Origin of the sequence: Nocardiopsis yanglingensis (assembly GCF_045809185.1) — a bacterium.
Classification (GTDB): domain Bacteria; phylum Pseudomonadota; class Gammaproteobacteria; order Xanthomonadales; family Xanthomonadaceae; genus Stenotrophomonas; species Stenotrophomonas yanglingensis.
The window spans coordinates 298,436-314,804 of the sequence record NZ_JBJNRH010000001.1 but is presented as its reverse complement, the minus strand read 5'-3'; the positions used below and the strand labels follow the sequence as shown (position 1 = coordinate 314,804).

Sequence of the window (16,369 nt, the reverse complement as noted above, 5' to 3'; positions counted from 1 at the left end):
TCGACTGCGCTAGGCTGTCAACCTTGCCGCATGAAACGAGTCGTTTGGTGAGAACTTTCATCCTTGCTGCAGTGCTGTCACTGGCCTCCATCTCGACGGCCTATCCCCAACCATTGCCCACCGAGGTGGCGCAGCTGGAGATCATCGCCGGCATGCCTTACGCCAAGGCCAAGCGCCTGCTGGAGGCCGCCGGCTGGCAGGCGAAGCCGGCGCAGGGCGCGCCGGAGTCTCTGGAAGGCTTTCCCGAAGTCGGATGCCAGAAGGGCGGAAAGCAGTGCGCAACGACGTTTGAAAAGGGCGAACAGCAGGTCGCGGTGCGGCTGGGCACTACCCTGGCAGGGCAGCCGTTCGTGCAGGGCGCTGACTGAGCTGAACTACCTATAATCTGGCTATCAATGGATAGTCGGATGATTGAGCATGGCGGAAATCACAAAGGCGCGAACTGGGCAGTTCATGCGCAGGTTGTTCGAGCTGCTGCAGCAGCGGCCGGAAGGTATGCAAGCTAATGAAGCACTTCATCAGCTTGAAGGCGAGTTCACGCTGAGTGAGTACGAAGCAGGGGAATACGCTTCGGGCGGCCGGCGCTTCGAGAAGATCGTCCGCTTTGCAACGGTTGATACAGTCAAGGCGGGCTGGTTGGTGAAAGAGAAAGGTACCTGGACGGTGACCACGGATGGGGCCGCAGCGTTGCAGAAGTACCAGGACCCTGCTGAGTTCTATGGACAAGCTGTGCTTCTCTATCGACAGTGGAAGCATGCTCAGAGTACCGCTGCTGTTGATACGCTTGATGAGGCAATTGTCGAGAACGCCGCGGGACTTACGCTTGAGCAGGCTGAAGAACAAGCCTGGAGTGAAATTTCTCTGCATCTGGCGGCGATGCCCCCCTATGAGTTCCAGGAGTTGGTCGCCTGTCTTCTGCGTGCCATGGGGTACCACGTGGGATGGGTTGCCCCACCAGGCAAGGATGGCGGGGTGGATATCATCGCCTTCAATGACCCCTTGGGTACCCGTCCTCCAAGGATCAAGGTGCAGGTCAAGCGAAATGCCAACTCGCCAAGAATCGATGTAATGGGAATTCGCAGTTTCATGGCTGTACTGGGGGAGGGGGATGTTGGCCTGTTTGTCGCGCTTTCCGGATTCACCCGGGATGCTGATCTGGAAGCACGTCAAAGCCACCGCCGGGTGATGCTGATTGGTGGGAATGCGTTGGTCGAGCTATGGACTAAGCACTACCAGCAGCTCGATGATGAAGCACGTCGGCGCCTGCCGTTGAAACCTGTCTGGTTCCTCGCGGGAGATGATTGAGCCAAGCGCCCGCCCTCACGCCGGCGGTAGGCGGTCCTGCGCGTGCGACAGGCGATCGTGCAGTTCGCGCACATGCTCGGCCTTGGCATGCACCCGGGAAGTGTCGCCGAAGCTGCGCAGATAGGCACAGGCCGCAAAGCCGGCACTCTTTCTTTCGTACTCGGCAATCCAGGCCAGTCGATCCGGATTGTTGGCCTGTTCGGCTGACCACGCGGCCACCGGCGGCCGGATGCGGTACTTCAGGCCAACGCGCCACGGCTTCGGTGTCAGTCGCGCACGGAAGCAATGCTGCAGCCGGCACATGCGCGCGTACAGGGTGTCGGTGCCCAGTGCCTTGAAGAATGCCTGCAGCTGCTCGTCCTCAGGTGAGAACGTGGCATGCATCGCCAGCACGCGCAGCCCCGCCGGTGTGCGGTAGGCGCGCAGGTGCCAATCGGGATGCTGTTCGCTGAAGGCGTCCACGCGCTTCAGCGCAAGCCCTTCAGCACCACCGGCAGCGGCCAGGCGCTGCTTCCGCCGCATCAGCAGTGCCGCGTTGACCAGCAGCACTGCCGCCACGCCCAGTACCAGGCCCACCAGCCAATGCCAAAGCACGGTGCCGATGATGGCGCCGGCAAGCAGCACGGCCGCAGCGACGATGGCCGGTATCACGCATCCGGCCGGCGGCTGCGCATGGTCGATGTCGGCAAACAGCACGTCGGGGCTGTTGAGGCACAGCGCGCCATAGCTGTTGCGGGTGATGATGACATCGCCGTCGCGCTGCACGATCTGCTCGCGGATCGGTACGCCCTCCACACCGTAGTTGCTGCGCACTTCGCGACGCGGCAGTACCTGCCCGGCGATGATGGCGTTGAGGGCTTCATGGGCACGTGCGTCGGCGTGGGCCTGGGCTTGGGCAGGTCCCTCGTCGGACCAGCCGAAGCGGCGCACGACCACCGGCCGGCCACGGAAACGGGCCTGCAGGCGGGCTTCGGCCCAGTACGCGGGAACGATCATCATCGTGCGGTGCTCCATCATCCATGGCAGGTGCCAGAGTGAGTCTGGCACAGCCCCGAAGGGCCTGCATATGCCCGCTGCGGTAGCCGGGGCGGAGTGGTAGATTGCGCGCTTCGCATGCACTCCACCAAGGACGGAGCGATGTCCAGTTTCCTGCGTTGCCTGCTTGCCCTGGCCTGTGCCGGGGCGGTCGGCGTGGCACAGGCGGGTACCCCGCCCGGGCCGCAGATCCTCACCACCGATGCCAGCCGCTTCTACGCGCTCTACGACAGCACCGGCGGCAAGCCCAGCGTCGCCCAGCTGGCAGGTTACCTGGCCGAAGGCAGTACGGGCCTGGGTGAACTGGCGAAGGCGCGACGGGTCACGCCCGAGCGCATTGCCGAGGCCATTGCCAGCCAGCCCGAAGTGTATGCGCAGGGCCGCGCTTGCCTTGCGGAGCTGCCGGTGGTGAAGCAGCGCCTGGTGCAGGTGTTCGCCAACCTGCAGGCGATCTACCCGCAGGCCACGTTTCCGCCGGTGACCATCGCGGTCGGCCGCGGCCGGCCGGTCGGGCTGACCTCGAAGAGCGGCGTGATCATCGGCCTGGAAGCGCTGTGCGCAGCGGATTTCATGAATCCCAATGTGCAGGACCGCTTCGTGCACGTGATCGCGCACGAGTATGTGCACATCCAGCAGACCGGCCTGGCCGACTTCGAGCCGGGCGACCCGCATGCGACGGTGCTGCGTGTTTCGCTGGGCGAAGGCATTGCCGAGTTCATCGCCGAACTGATTTCCGGCAACGTCGGCAACGGTCGGCATGCCGCCTGGACCCGTGGCCGGGAGGTGCATATCGAAAGCGCCTTCGCGCTGGACGTGGACAGCACCGATCTGTCGCCGTGGCTGTACAACTACAAGCCCGGCTCACAGGAACCCTATGATCTGGGCTACTGGGTGGGCTACCGCATCGCCAAGGCCTATTACCTGCAGGCCAGGGACAAGCGCGATGCGGTACGTGCGCTGATCCAGCAGGACAACCCGAAGGCGATCCTCGCCGCCAGCGGCTGGACGCCGGGCATGTGGATGCCGGCGAAAGTCACGGGTGTGGCGGCGCGTACGGCCGTGCGCTGAGCGCAGGGCAGGGCGTTAGACTGATCCCATGAATCGGGAGAGCCTTCATGCGTATTCCTGTTGTGCTTGCCAGCGTTGCAGCCATGGTCCTTGGCATCGCTTTGACGGCTCCGGCCCTGGCCGCTGAAACGAGCGCAGTCAACCCGCTGCTGCAGACGCCCATCGACCAGTTGCGCCCCGACGCAGTTCGTTTCATGCAGCAGCGCCTGGCCGATTGGCCGGAGCTGCAACACTATCGTGATGCCAACGCGCAACTGCCTGCGGCAGTGCCGGGCCAGCCGCGCGTGGTGTTCTTCGGCGACTCAATCACCGAAGGCTGGGGAAGGGAAGGCAGTGCCGGTTTCTTCCCCGGCAAGGGCTGGCTCAATCGTGGCATCAGCGGCCAGACCACGGCGCAGATGCTGGTGCGTTTCCCGCAGGACGTGCTGGCGCTGAATCCACAGGTGGTGGTGATCCTGGCCGGCACCAACGACATCGCCGGCAACACCGGCCCGTCCACGCAGGCGATGATCGAAGACAACCTGCACGCGATGGTGGACCTGGCCCGTGCACATGGCATCGCCGTGGTGCTGGCATCAGTGCTGCCGGTCAGCGATTACCCGTGGCTGCCGGGCACGGCACCTGCGCCCAAGGTGCGTGCATTGAACACGGCATTGAAGCGCTATGCCGATGCACAACAGCTGGTCTATCTGGACTACTACATGCCGATGGCCAATAAGGCCGGTGGACTGGATCCGCAGCTGGCCGACGACGGTGTGCATCCCACCGCGAAGGGCTATGCGGTGATGGCGCCGCTGGCTGAGGCGGCGGTCAAGCGCGCGCTGGAACAGAAGCAGGTTCTGCCGACAGGTTTGCCAGCAGCCACTCGCAGAAACTGATCACCAGCGGATCTGCCGCGCTGTCCTCATGCACCAGCCAACTCCAGCGTGGGCCGCGCACGCGTGCATCATCCAGGGCTTGCAGTAGGCCTTGTTCGCACGCACGCGCGCTCAGCAGTTCGCTGACCAGTGCGATGCCCAGCCCTTGGCAGGCTGCATCCAGCAGTTGCCCGGGCTCGGAGAAGTTCATGCCCTCGCGGCGCTGGCCGACATCGGCGCCGCCCTGTACCTGCCACTGGCTCCAGTCCATTTCGCGCTCGCCATGCAAGGTGAGGCGTTCGTGCACCGGTGTGGCGAGCAGGGCCGGATGGCAGGCCGGATAGAGGCGGTCCTGCAGCAGCACGCGGTGCTGGCACTGCGCCTGTGAGTCGAGGTCATCGCGTACCGCCACGTCCAGCGTCTGCGTGGTCACGTCCGGCGCTTCCTCGCTGGTCAGCAGCCACAGATCGGCGTCGGGGTGCAGGCGGTGGAAGCCGGCCAGGCGTGGCACCAGACAGTGTCGGGCGAAGGCCGGGCTGGTGTTGACGATCAGTTGATTCGGCTTGCGGTACTGATCGAGCCGGCGGATGCCGCTGGCCAGCTGCCGCAGCAGTGACTGGGTGGTTTCCAGCAGGTCGATGCCGGCGTCGGTGAGGGTGACGCTGCGGCCTTGCCGGAAGAACAGTGGTTGTTGCAGCGATGCTTCCAGGCCCCGGATCTGCTGGCTGATGGCCGACTGGGTCAGGTGCAGTTCCTCCGCCGCACGGTGGAAGCTGCTGAGCCGGGCGGCAGCCTCGAAACCCCGCAGGGCGTTCAGCGGTGGCCAGTGTTTGAGCATTCGGATAAGTAAAACTGTTCAGTTGGTGGCTGAATCTATCGTTTGTTCTTATGGATGGGCAAGCGCAGCATAGCGCCCATCCCACACCGGCCATGGAGCCTGTCATGACCAACCGTCGTCACTTCCTCACCCAACTGGCGGGCGCCGCCGGCCTTGGTGGCCTGGCCGCGCTCGGCCTGGCCGGGCTGCCGGGTCGCGTATCCGCGGCGGGGCCAGGCGCAGGGGCTTGGCGCATGCCGGACGAACACGGGCCGCAGGAACGCGTCTTTCTGGCCTTCGCCGCGCAGCTGCGAGTGTGGGGCGCGCAGGCCGATGCGGTGAACACCGCCGTGGCGCGGCTGGCCCGCACCATCGCACGCCACCAGCCGGTCAGCGTGCTGTGCCGCCCGGCGCAACTCAAGCAGGCACGGGACCGCTGCGGCCGCGACAACATCGAGTTCCTGGACGTGCCCTTGGATGACATCTGGGTGCGCGATTACGGTGGCTGCTTTGTCACCAACGACAAGGGCGGCCTCGGCCTGGTCGACTTCAACTTCAACGGTTGGGGTGGCAAGCAGAGTGCGCGCAACGATGGCGCGGTGGCGCCGTGGCTGGCGCAGGTGACCGGCGCGACGCTGCTGGAAAGCGATCTGGTGGGCGAGGGCGGCGGTATCGAAGTCGATGGCCACGGCACGGCCATCCTTACCGAAAGCTGCTGGGTCAACCGCAATCGCAATCCGGACTGGTCGCGTGCCGATATCGAGGCCGAGCTGAAGCACCACCTCGGCCTGCGCAAGGTGATCTGGCTGCCCGGTATCGCCGGCAAGGACATCACCGATGCGCACGTGGATTTCTATGCGCGCTTCGTGCGCCCCGGCGTGGTGATCGCCAATCTGGACAACGATCCGGAGTCCTACGATTACGACCTGACCCGCGAGCATCTGCGGATCCTGCGCGGGGCCACCGATGCCGATGGCCGTCGCCTGCAGGCGCACACGCTGCCGCCGCCACTGGACGGGCGCGACAACGTGCATACCCGCGACAACGATGATCTGGCGATGGGCTACATCAACTACCTGCCGATCAACGGCGCCGTGGTCGCGCCGCAGTTCGGTGACGACGCAGCCGATGGCTACTGCCGTGAACTACTGGAAGACATGTATCCCGGCCGCGTTATCGAACAGGTGGACATCGACGCCATCGCCGGCGGCGGTGGCGGCATCCATTGCGTGACCAAGAACATGCCGAAGGTAGGCTGAGGTGCCTCAGGCGTCGTCCTGCTTCAATGCGGCATCGGCAGCCAGCAGCGCCTCGGCGGCTGCACTGAGCGGCGGCGACGGCGGGGCGACCACGCCGATCGCTTCCATCATCTTCGGCATGCCCAGGAACTGACGTGCGCGACGGTCGTAGATGCCGGTGACCAGCAGCGCGCGTGTGGCGATCTTCTGTTCGGCGCCGATCAGTACGCGTTGCTCCATGATGCCGCGCGAACCGACCCAGCCCACCAGGCGCGTTTCCAGGGTGAAGCGCTGGAACGGCTTGAGTTCGCGGCGGAACTGGATGGTGCCGGCTCCGACGATCGGTGCCCACTTCTCGCGCAGCGCTACCCGGCCCAGGCCCATGCGCAGGATAAGATCCAGCCGGCCCAGGTCGAAGATGTTCCAGTAGCGGCCGTTGGTCATGTGCAGGTTGCTGTCCAGGTCATTGGGCAGTACCCGGAACTGCAGCCGCGAGACCCCGAACGGCGCCTCCAGCTTGGGCCGGAACAGGCTGCACAGCAGCAGATGGAGCAGGCGGAACCAGAGATTCATGGTTATGACGACTGTTATAGAACGGCCGGTACGCTAATCTATGACGACTGTCCTGGCAAGGAGCCTGCCGTGAGCCCGCGCCCCTCTGATGCGCCTCAACGTGTGATTGATGCTGCGGCACAGATGCTGGCGCGCGTGGGCCTCAATGCCACCAGCATCCGTGAGGTGACCAAGCTGGCCGAAGCGCCGCTGGGTTCCACCTACCACCACTTTCCCGGCGGCAAGCAGGAGCTGCTGGCGCGTGCCACCCATATGGCCGGCGACAAGGTCGAAGCGCTGCTGGTGGAGCTGCTGAAGGGCGGCGCAGTGCAGGGCCTGCAGCAGTTCCTGGCGATGTGGCGCGAGCGCCTGCTGCGCACCGATTTCCGCGCTGGCTGCCCGGTGTTGGCCGCTGCGGTTGAGGAGCCGGTGGAGGCCATGCCCAGCCAGCCGCGTGCCGCTGCGGCCGAAGTGTTCGCGCGCTGGCAGGGCCATCTGGCGGCGGCGTTCGTCGCCGAAGGTCACAACCCGGCAGCGGCGGCCGGCCTGGCCAGCCTGGTGATTGCCAGCGTGGAAGGTGCGGTGGCGATGTGCCGCGCACTGCAGGACATCGGCCCGTTCGACCAGGTGGCCGCGCAGTTGCTGAAGGCCGCCGCGCCGCCTTGATCCGGCGGCACGGTCGCGGGAGACTCGGCGCAGGCCCTGACTGGACGCCGCCATGGACGAATCGCACTGCCGCCACCTGATCGAGCACTACCTGCAGGCCTACAACCGCTTCGACATCGACGCCATGCTGGCGGTGCTGGCGCACAACGTGCGCTTCGAAAACCATAGCGGTGGCCAGCTGACGATGGTCACCGAAGGCATCGATGCCTTCGGCGAACTGGCACGGCAATCGGCGCCGTTGTTCCGTGAGCGCGAACAGCGGTTGCTCGAGTTGACCTTCGAGGATGGCATGGCGCTGGCCAGCATCGGCTGGCGTGGCGTGTTCGCGCAGGACATTCCCGGTGGTCCCAGCGCGGGCTCGGAACTGTCTCTGAAGGGACGCAGCGAGTTTGCTTTTGAGGACGGCCGCATCGTGCGGATCATCGACCGCAGCTGATGATCGATGGCCTCGGCCCGTCGTCTGGACAGCGGCTCCGGCCGCGGTAGAATCCGCGCAACACCGCCCACGCGTGCCCGGCAAGGATGTCCGCATGCTGCATCAGGTTCTTGAACTTCCATGCTCCACGATCCACCGTCCTGCTGGCGAGCATGTGGGTGGTGTGGTCGGCGCCGGTGCTGATGGCCGAGCTGCTGGTGGACGCCGCCATCGCCGGTGGCCTGTACCGGCGCATGCAGGGCATGCAGGAGCAGGGATGGTGGCGGGTATGCGTGACGCACACGATCTGGCCGCTGCTCGGCCTGCTGCTGTTCTTTGCTGTGCTGGGTTGGCTTGCGCAGGCGCTGGCGCCAGAAGCGACCCACCTGCTGCAGGTCATTCAAGCGCTGTAGCGCCACGGTCCCGGCCGATATCCCAACCTGCTTCATTTCTTCGAGGAGCTTGATGCGACAACGCATTGCACGGAAGCGCATCCTGACGACAGCGGTCGTCCTGTTTGTGGCTGCTGGCGCAGCGCTGATGGCCAGCGTGCGCCCGCAGTGGCGGCAGGATGTCAGCCCGCCTCCGATCAACCTGGGAACGGCACGGATGCAGGCCGAGGTGATGGCAGAGCTCATCGACCTGCGACCGACACCGCCAGGAAAGCCGCCGGGACTACCGATTCCAATGAAGGCAGTCTCCTCCCCGATGCTGACCGGCCACAGTGGGTTCGCGACCGCGGAGGTGCCGCTGGCAGATGTCGCGCCAGCACACTTCGAGCCGCCCGGCTGGGAACCCGACGTGCCATTTGCAGTGATGGAATGGACTGCGCCTTCCTGCGGTGAAGGAGACCCCGTCCCGGTCTGCCAGGTTCGTCACAACGTCGTCGAGTGGCGCGATGATGACAGTGCGGCGTCCATTCAACTTCAGCAGCATCTGGAGGCGATGCTGCAGGTTGCGAACCGCCGGGCTGTACGCGTACCCGACCTCGCGTTTGAGCTTGCGCATGTGCGAGCGCAACGGATGACGTGGGACGAGCTTCAGCAGCGGCGCGCACGCGGCGTCGAGGGATGCACGGGTGGCCCGGGCAATCCGGATCTGGGCGTCGTCTATCTGCAGCGTCCTGTGTTCAGCATGGACGGGAACTGGGCAATGGCATCGGTCGCCTCGGATCTATGCAGTGGGGGAACGGGTATGCGCGACCTCTACCTTCTGCACCGCGGGAAGGACGGATGGGAGCGTGTTCGAGTGGAGCCTGTCCGCCATATGAGCTTTGGACACGGCCTGTGGCCCGCGTTGCCGGAGTCGTGATGACGGACACCTCGTTCAAGCCAGACCGTGATTGCCAACAGCGGATCGCCTGGCGACGCATTGCATCGTTGGCGGCGGCGCTGTCGGCTTTGGCTTTCATGGCCGGAATCTGCAGCCTGCGCCCGCGGTGGCAGCAGGAAATCGGTCCGCCGCCGGTCAACCTGGGAACCGCGCAGATGCAGGCTGAGGCGATGGCGCTGGCGATCCGGCAGAGGCCGCCCTTCCTCCCTCCACCCCCGCCGGTGCCGCAGCCGACGGTTCTGCCATCGTCGCTGAGCGAGGTGCCCACCACACCGCAGACGCCGTCCACGCGCGTCGATCGATGGGCCCCGCAGGAGCAGCCGCAGTTGACCGACCCGGTGGGGGAGGACATCTACGTGATGGAGCAGACCTTGCCCTATTGCTGGCCGGGCAGCAGTGCCTCCACCTGCCAGGAGGTGGACGACCTGGTCCTGCCGCTGGACGACCGGTGGCCGCCGGACATCCATGCGCTGCGGTTGCAGTTGCAGGCAGACCTGGTTCCTGCCAATCGCCGGTCCACGCCAGTGCCTGCAGCCGCATTGGCCGGTGCGCAGTGGACGGACAGCGCGGAGCTTCGAGCGCTGCGGGAGCAGGGGTGCAGGGCAACGGTGCATGGGCCGACTCGGAAGTACGACCACTTCGCCTATCTGACCCGGCCCGTTTTCAGCGTCGATGGGCAGTGGGCTATGATCGCGGTCGCCTGGGATTCGTGTTCCGGCGATTTCGTCTACCGGGAGCTTGTTGTACTGCATCGCGAACAAGAACGCTGGATGGCCGCCCTCCCGGAACGAGGTCTGGGCGGCGTATGGGACGGCCGCATACTGCGGCCCTGGACGTACAACCACTGACGAGGAAGAGCGCATGGATGTCGCTGCACGCAGGAACAGGACGTTGTTTCGTTGGATCATGGTGACGCTGCTGGCGGTACTGATGCCATTTGCAGCACTGGCGCAGCCCGCAGCCGGGCAGGCCGATACCGCCGAAGCCGCTACCGCCGCGGAGGAGGCGCAATGCCGCGCCTGCAGCTATAAGCGTATCGGGCACAAGGTCGATATCGGGCTGGTTGCACTGGTATCGCTGCTGGTGGTGGGCCTGCTGATCGCGGCGTCGCGGGAATGGGGCACCACGTCGCAGCGCTGGACCTGCCGCACGCTGGCTCTGTTGCTGATGGGTGTCGGTGTGGCGTTGCTGTGGTGGGCTGGCAGCGTCGTCTACCTGGGCTACAACCCGTGGCAGGAAATGGCCGCCCCCGTCGATGGCTCGCTCACCTCGACACTGCTCAATACCTCACCGAAGTGGCTGGCGGCACTGGTGCTGATCGGCTTCGCGCCTTCCATCTGGAAGCGCAGCGAGCGCCTGCCAGCGTGGCGTATCGGCTGACCCTGGAACGACGGCGCCGGGTCACACCCGGCGCCGCCTGCGGCAATCAGTCAAAGCGCCAGCGCACGCCCGCATAGACGCCACGCCCATCGCCCGGGGTCGAGCGCGCGACATCCTTGCCGGCGTCGTCGTAGCCCGGCGTGACCGTGGCCGCGTAGTGGCGGTTGCCGATGTTGCGCATCTCCGCCCAGGCCTGCCAGCGGCCACCGGGTGCGTCGTAGCCGATGCGGCTGCCGAAGATCACATGGCTGTCGGCCCAGTAGCTGTTGGCGTAGTCCACGGCGATGCGCGAGGCGTATTCGGAATTGAGCGCAGCGTACAGGCCGGACGCGTGATCGAAGCGCAGCTCGGCCTGGTAGCTGTGCAGTGGCAGGCCGGGCAGGCGGTTGCTGCCGAAACGCGCGTCGTGGCGGTAGTGGAAATCGCTGAAGGTGTACGCCTGGCGCAGCGACAGGCGGCCCGGTGCAGCCTGCCACAGCGTGCTGTCCAATCCGGCTTCGATGCCGCGGTGCACGGTGGGGCTGGCGTTGTTCTCGGCGATGAACAGGTTCGGCACCGGTTGCAGTTCGACGCTCAGCAGTTCGTGGTTTACGTGCGCGTAGTAGCCGCTCAGTTCCCAGCGACCCAGCGCCGCGTCACCGCGCGCACCCAGTTCCAGCGTGGTGGCCGTCTGGTTCTGCATCGGCACCGGCGCGCGCTGGCGGCCGCTGGACGGGCCATTGCCCGGCCCGAAGTACTGGTTCGAGCCCCAGATCATCGACCACGGGTGCGGCGCCTCCACCGAACGGCTGAGGTTGCCGAACCACTGGGTCTGCGCGCTGTGCTGCCAGGTGACGCCCAGTCGCGGCGCGTAGTCCCAGTCGTGGTCGCGCAGGCGGCCGCCGCTGCTCGGCCAGGTTACCTGCACATCGCGACGGGTGTTGATCAGCGCCAACCCGGTCCGCATGCGCAGGCGGTCATTGAAGGCGATGGTGTTGCTGACGTGCAGGGTGCTGTCGGTGCCGTGGTGGCGGAAGTCACGTGTGCGCGTGCCGGCGGCATAGCCGTTGCTGGCAAAACGCAGCGACTCGCGCACATCGGCGTCCAGATCGTGGGTGACGCGCAGGCCGACCGTGGTTTCGCTGTCCAGTCCGAACAGCCGGTGGCGGTGGCGGTAGTCCAGGGTGGCGTTGAGGTTGGCGTAGTCCAGCTGCTGGCGGTACAGGCTCTCGTTCAAGTCCATCGGGTACTTGTGGTAGACCAGCCCGGCCTGCAGCGAGGAATCCTCATCGATCTGCAGCGTGGTGACGTTGCCCACCCAGGTGCTGCCCGGCTGCGGGCGACGCGCATCGATGGCCAGATTGGCCGGGTTCGCCGCATGCGGGTCGTTGCGGATCTGGTCGCGGGTCAGGCGACCGGGTGTTTCGTGATTGGTTTCGCGGTAGCGCACGAAGAAGCGCGTCTGCAGATCGGGGGTGATCTGCCAGCCGATGTTGGCCATCGCGCCCTTGCCGTCGCCGCGCGCATGGCGCTGGTAACCGTCGAATTCGGTATCGGTGTAGGCCATGAAGTAATCGACATCACCACTGACGCCGCCCCAGCTGATGCCGCGCTTCTGGTAGCCACGGCTGCCGGCTTCGTAGTGCAGCTGCACGCCCGCCGAATCACGGCCGCTGCGGCTGATGTAGTCGATGGCACCGCCCAGCGCCAGCGCGCCACGCTCGAAACCGTTGGCGCCGCGCAGGACTTCCACGCGCGACAGCCACAGCGGTTCCAGCAGCTCGTAGGGCGTGCCGCCCGGGCCGGTCAGGGGCAGGCCATCGATCGACACCGCAATACCCGAGGCATGCGCGCCGGGGCCACGGTTGATGCCCGAGCCCCGGATCGAGATCTTGGTGCCCTCGTTACCCGGCGACTGCGCACTGATGCCCGGTTGGTAGGCCAGCACATCGGCGCTGCTGGACAGCCGGCTGTCCCCCTTGGCTACGTCAATGACATTGCTGGCGCCGGGAACCCGCTTCAGCGCCGCGCGCGCCTGGGCGCTGGCATCAGCAGCAGCGGTGACCTGCACGGCATCCAGCGTGGTGGCCTGCGGGGCCGCAGCGGCGGTGGAGGAGAGGCAGAGGGAAACGGCCAGGAACAGCAGCGACGGGGTGGGGCGGTACGGCGAGAGCGACATGCGGGAATGCTGTAAACCAAGAAAGTGGCGCGTAAGTTAACAGGCTCGGGGCGCCACGTCACCCGTACTTTCCGGGCCGAGTGAAAGGGGGGGGGCGCGCCTATACTGCACAGGACCGGGGGAAGGCCGGTCGCAGGACGCTCGGAGCTCAGGACCTCCGATGCAGGGAGGTTGTGCCCGGGCCATTGAACATGGCAGAACAACAGGGGGGCATGGCAATGCACGCACGAGGCTGGATCAGCCTTCTGGCTGGGATACTTGCTGTGAATGCGTCCGATGCATCGGCGCGGCAGGTTGATGGTGGTACTACAACGTTGTCTCCGGAGTGGCTCGCGCTGGGCTTCAGTGAGCCTGGCGTGCCGATCCGGCAGGACGGCTATGCACAGATGCGGGTGGTCGCCTACATTCCCGAAGGAAGTGAAGGAACGACGTTTGACGCATGCCCACAGAAATCCGTGTGGGACTTGAATCTTAAGGATGTGCTCAAGGGCGACCGGGTACACCTGCTTGGTGTTTCTGTTGCGCCGCCTACATCGTCGGGGTTGCCGGCATTCACTGCGGCGACCCTGCGTCTGGAAACACGCAGCAAGTTCTTCGGCAGCAGCTGCACATTGAACCTGCGAAAGTTCGAGTACCTTTCGCCGCGCTTCCACGTAGGCAGCAATACGGGCAGTCGGTTCCAGGTGGTTCCTGCAATCTTGACCAGTACCCAGGTGAATGTCGAAGCTTGGGATCAGGCAATGCAGGCGATCCAGACGCTCAGTACCTATGCGGAACTGACCGCGCCGCTGGTGACTACCCAGTTGGCAGGGCTCAAGGGCCAGCTGCTGCAGGGTATGAAGACATCGGTGGAACGGCCGGATGAGATATTCACGATCAGCGAGGGCGTGACACGGAAGCCAAAGGTCTGGAGCTTTTCCGGAGAACAGACCCGAGCGGGCGGGGCTATCGAGGGGCTCGCGGTCACGGTGATCGCACAGCTCGTCCCTGCCGATGATCTGGTTCGCCGGTCTTTGCCAGACGCCCCCTGGCTTCCTGCCACCATTTTGAAGACGCAGATGAACGGTACCATGGGAGGGGAGTCGGATCTCGATGGTCATATCCGCAGGATTGCCAGCGGCGAGATCGTCAATCTGATCTCGGAGCGGGACAATGAAGCCGCTGCTGTGCGATGTGACCTGCTAGCGACGAAGATCCATGGGTTGCGCCTGTCGCAGCACGATGCGGGCTTGGCACTCTGGGCCTATGCCCACAAGCGCGCCGAGATGAAACTGGCGACAGCCGACGAGGTCGTGCGGATGCCATGCCTGCAGGGCTTCCGCCATGTGCTGGTAAAGGCGGGGCTGTTGCCTGAGAACGTGCCCTTGGTCGCATCGCCGCCCACCCATCAGGACATGTTGGCCGCCACCCAGATCCAGAATGCACTGTGGCAGTTCTTTACCCGGCCTGCATGGCAGGATCGAAAGCCGTTCGCCGAGCGACTGTTTGCCTATCCCGTTGGCTATGGCCAGCGTGTGGAGATGCTGCAATCCACTCCGACCATAGACAACAAGGATGCCTGGGTCAGCAATGCACATGCAGGCAGCAACGCATTGGCACAGTCCTTTGGCTGTCCGGTGTTCTTTCCGGGCAGAACAGACCATCCTTTCCCGAACTGGGCGGGGCATTCGGTGATGGTGGCTTTCGCCACGCTGCCCGTCGCTGGCGGCGACTCACGGGACGCGGTGGTGGCACTGCGATTCGCGCAACAACTTCCCGGGGAGGCGGCAAAGATCGATGCCGTGGAAGTCGATCCACATCCGGCAGCCGAGGTTGCGAGGGCGGTCGCCGCGTCGGTGCAAGCGTCAGGAGGCTGTGTTGATCATTACGCCTTGGCGCCGGCTTTGTTGCAGCAGTAGACGGACACTGGCCGCATGGGGCAGTGCGGGCATGCCCGTGCTGTCCCGCAGTCCCGATCGGGAGTACAGCGCGGTCGATTGCAGCGCACTTCGAACGAGCCCAGTGCTCCGGTCGGAACAGGTCGCGCCAACCCGGCTCTACGGCTTGGGTTGTGCGAGTGCCTTCGATTTCGCGTAGAGCGACTTGGCCGTCTCCGCATCACCCAGTGCCGCGTGGCACTCGGCGAGGCTGTCCCAAGCGTTGGCCGACTCCGGATAAAGCTCGGAGTTGAGGGCGAATACCTTCAACGCCTTGCCTGCGCCGAGGCTTTCGCGAATGGCGTAGCCGTCCGCATTGATGGCGCGTTCCAGCTCGTCGGTGCGAACACGGTTCTCGTCGCGCAGCCAGCGGCGCATCGCCTGTGCCGCTCCCGCAGAATCGTCCACCGCATAGCTGATCAGTCGTTCGGACAGCATGGTGTGAGGGAACTGATCCGGCGCGGCCACCGCCATCGTGCTCTCCACCAGCGTGCTCGACCAGACATTGCGGGCGCTGCCGTTGGTCAGGTACACGAATACCCAGTAGCCGCTGGCCAGCGTGCCCTTGTAGGCCAGCCGCGCACGTACACGGGTACCGCCATCGTGACCAACCTGGGTGTAGCCGTCGCTGCGGGTGGTGTCCCAACCGGTGGAGAAAAAATTGCTGCCGCCACCGCTCAGCTTCTGCGGCTGCCAGAGCGTTTCCAGCGTGGACGTGCGCAGCAGCTTGCCGGTCGCCAGCGCCTGCAGGAATCGGTTCATGTCGCCCACGGTGGTCTGCAGGTCGGCGTGGCCCCAACCGTAGTCCGGCCAGGGATCTTCATTGGCCGGCTGCAATGCGCCGTCTTTGCCGATGTACGGCACCGCCGCGCGTTGGGATGGCACGCTGGCGACGCCCCAAGAGGTGCTGGTCATCTTCAATGGCAGCAGGATGCGTTCGCGTGCGATGGCCGGGTAAGGCTTGCGGTAATGCGCTTCCAGCAACGCCGTCAGTACCAGGTAGTTGGCCTGCGTGTACTGCACGCGGCTGCCGGTGGCGAACTGCATCGGCGCCGCCGCAGCCACCTTCAGCGCAGCTGCAAGGTCGGGCGCCACACCGGTGTAGCCCTTGCTCACCCAGCGGTTGTCCACCCGGTCGTAGTACTCGCCGATACCCGAGCTGTGGTTGAGGAAATCGCGCACGTGGATCGCCTGCCATGCAGTGGGCAGGTCCTGCACATAGCGACTGGCCGGCGCATCCAGATCCACCTTGCCCTGATCGACCAATTGCATCACCAGCGTGCTGGTCAGCAGCTTGGCCATCGATTGCGCGGCGAAAATGGAATCGACGGTGGCCGGTGCATGGGTAGCGGGATCACGTTCACCGCTGGCGCCCTGGTAGAGCACCAGGCCATTGTGCGCGACCAGTACCGCCTGGCCGGCAATGCCGTAGCGTTCTCGGTTGGCCTGCAGCTGGGCGTCGAGCCGGGAAGAGATGCCGGTAGGGACGTCACGTGCCGAGGCGGGCAGGGCGATGGCCAGGGCACAGAGCAATGCAGCAGCAATGGTGCGGTACATCGCGGTGATCCATCAGCGGTGATGGCGCATGTTGGTCACGGCAGGAGACGGGGTCAAGCATGTAGAGCCGAGC

17 protein-coding genes are annotated in these 16,369 nt (G+C 65.3%); 12 read left to right on the top strand and 5 right to left on the bottom strand.

Annotated features, from left to right (window positions below; all coding sequences use genetic code 11):
* The first annotated feature begins 47 nt into the window (after window positions 1-47).
* Together ACJ7C5_RS01505 and ACJ7C5_RS01500 are read left to right on the top strand one after the other, a co-directional pair.
* Complete coding sequence (locus tag ACJ7C5_RS01505; RefSeq protein ID WP_412702878.1) at window positions 48-368, top strand: hypothetical protein; 321 nt, start codon at window positions 48-50, stop codon at window positions 366-368.
* A 49-nt stretch (window positions 369-417) separates the two neighbouring features.
* Complete coding sequence (locus tag ACJ7C5_RS01500) at window positions 418-1,305, top strand: restriction endonuclease (RefSeq protein WP_412702877.1); 888 nt, start codon at window positions 418-420, stop codon at window positions 1,303-1,305.
* A 15-nt stretch (window positions 1,306-1,320) separates the two neighbouring features.
* On the opposite strand, the gene ACJ7C5_RS01495 is transcribed toward ACJ7C5_RS01500, so the two are convergent.
* Window positions 1,321-2,304, bottom strand: coding sequence for a hypothetical protein (locus ACJ7C5_RS01495; RefSeq protein WP_412702876.1), 984 nt, complete (start codon window positions 2,302-2,304; stop codon window positions 1,321-1,323).
* A gap of 138 nt (window positions 2,305-2,442) precedes the next feature.
* Here ACJ7C5_RS01495 and ACJ7C5_RS01490 point away from each other — a divergent pair, with 138 nt between their 5' ends.
* Both ACJ7C5_RS01490 and ACJ7C5_RS01485 read left to right on the top strand, forming a co-directional pair.
* Window positions 2,443-3,408 (top strand): DUF2268 domain-containing putative Zn-dependent protease, encoded by a 966-nt coding sequence (locus ACJ7C5_RS01490; protein WP_412702875.1) that lies wholly within the window; start codon window positions 2,443-2,445, stop codon window positions 3,406-3,408.
* Between the two features lie 47 nt (window positions 3,409-3,455).
* Window positions 3,456-4,286, top strand: a complete 831-nt coding sequence (locus ACJ7C5_RS01485; protein WP_412702874.1) for an SGNH/GDSL hydrolase family protein — start codon at window positions 3,456-3,458, stop codon at window positions 4,284-4,286.
* Here ACJ7C5_RS01485 and ACJ7C5_RS01480 read toward each other — a convergent pair.
* Window positions 4,219-5,103 carry a LysR family transcriptional regulator gene (locus ACJ7C5_RS01480; RefSeq protein ID WP_412702873.1) on the bottom strand — a complete coding sequence of 295 codons (885 nt, stop codon included), beginning with the start codon at window positions 5,101-5,103 and terminating at the stop codon, window positions 4,219-4,221. The genes ACJ7C5_RS01485 and ACJ7C5_RS01480 overlap by 68 nt on opposite strands.
* A 104-nt stretch (window positions 5,104-5,207) precedes the next feature.
* On the opposite strand from ACJ7C5_RS01480, the gene ACJ7C5_RS01475 reads away from it, so the two are divergent.
* Window positions 5,208-6,341, top strand: a complete 1,134-nt coding sequence (locus ACJ7C5_RS01475) for an agmatine deiminase family protein (protein WP_412702872.1) — start codon at window positions 5,208-5,210, stop codon at window positions 6,339-6,341.
* Window positions 6,342-6,347: 6 nt separating this feature from the next.
* Here the strand turns inward: ACJ7C5_RS01475 and ACJ7C5_RS01470 are convergent, their stop codons facing one another.
* The gene (locus tag ACJ7C5_RS01470) at window positions 6,348-6,893 is read right to left on the bottom strand and encodes a thioesterase family protein (protein ID WP_012511531.1); all 546 of its coding nucleotides are present in this window, start codon (window positions 6,891-6,893) and stop codon (window positions 6,348-6,350) included.
* Window positions 6,894-6,962: 69 nt separating this feature from the next.
* Here ACJ7C5_RS01470 and ACJ7C5_RS01465 point away from each other — a divergent pair, with 69 nt between their 5' ends.
* The 6 genes from ACJ7C5_RS01465 to ACJ7C5_RS01440 all read left to right on the top strand — a co-directional run bounded on the left by ACJ7C5_RS01465 (window position 6,963) and on the right by ACJ7C5_RS01440 (window position 10,665).
* Window positions 6,963-7,538 carry a TetR/AcrR family transcriptional regulator gene (locus ACJ7C5_RS01465; protein WP_088026467.1) on the top strand — a complete coding sequence of 192 codons (576 nt, stop codon included), beginning with the start codon at window positions 6,963-6,965 and terminating at the stop codon, window positions 7,536-7,538.
* Window positions 7,539-7,590: 52 nt separating this feature from the next.
* Window positions 7,591-7,974: a nuclear transport factor 2 family protein gene (locus ACJ7C5_RS01460; RefSeq protein ID WP_097049535.1), complete on the top strand. Its 384-nt coding sequence runs from the start codon at window positions 7,591-7,593 to the stop codon at window positions 7,972-7,974.
* Between the two features lie 110 nt (window positions 7,975-8,084).
* Entirely contained in the window at window positions 8,085-8,366 is a 282-nt protein-coding gene (locus ACJ7C5_RS01455) for a hypothetical protein (RefSeq protein ID WP_412702871.1), read from the top strand.
* A 52-nt stretch (window positions 8,367-8,418) separates the two neighbouring features.
* The gene (locus ACJ7C5_RS01450; protein ID WP_412702870.1) at window positions 8,419-9,264 is read left to right on the top strand and encodes a hypothetical protein; all 846 of its coding nucleotides are present in this window, start codon (window positions 8,419-8,421) and stop codon (window positions 9,262-9,264) included.
* Window positions 9,264-10,133, top strand: a complete 870-nt coding sequence (locus ACJ7C5_RS01445) for a hypothetical protein (RefSeq protein WP_412702869.1) — start codon at window positions 9,264-9,266, stop codon at window positions 10,131-10,133. The genes ACJ7C5_RS01450 and ACJ7C5_RS01445 overlap by 1 nt, the downstream gene beginning before the upstream one ends.
* A gap of 43 nt (window positions 10,134-10,176) precedes the next feature.
* Window positions 10,177-10,665 carry a hypothetical protein gene (locus tag ACJ7C5_RS01440; protein WP_412702868.1) on the top strand — a complete coding sequence of 163 codons (489 nt, stop codon included), beginning with the start codon at window positions 10,177-10,179 and terminating at the stop codon, window positions 10,663-10,665.
* Between the two features lie 46 nt (window positions 10,666-10,711).
* On the opposite strand, the gene ACJ7C5_RS01435 is transcribed toward ACJ7C5_RS01440, so the two are convergent.
* Entirely contained in the window at window positions 10,712-12,823 is a 2,112-nt protein-coding gene (locus tag ACJ7C5_RS01435; protein ID WP_412702867.1) for a TonB-dependent receptor family protein, read from the bottom strand.
* 212 nt (window positions 12,824-13,035) lie between these two features.
* On the opposite strand from ACJ7C5_RS01435, the gene ACJ7C5_RS01430 reads away from it, so the two are divergent.
* Window positions 13,036-14,721: a hypothetical protein gene (locus tag ACJ7C5_RS01430; RefSeq protein ID WP_412702866.1), complete on the top strand. Its 1,686-nt coding sequence runs from the start codon at window positions 13,036-13,038 to the stop codon at window positions 14,719-14,721.
* A gap of 138 nt (window positions 14,722-14,859) precedes the next feature.
* Here ACJ7C5_RS01430 and ACJ7C5_RS01425 read toward each other — a convergent pair whose 3' ends face one another.
* Window positions 14,860-16,296: a serine hydrolase domain-containing protein gene (locus ACJ7C5_RS01425; RefSeq protein ID WP_412702865.1), complete on the bottom strand. Its 1,437-nt coding sequence runs from the start codon at window positions 16,294-16,296 to the stop codon at window positions 14,860-14,862.
* Window positions 16,297-16,369: the final 73 nt, after the last annotated feature.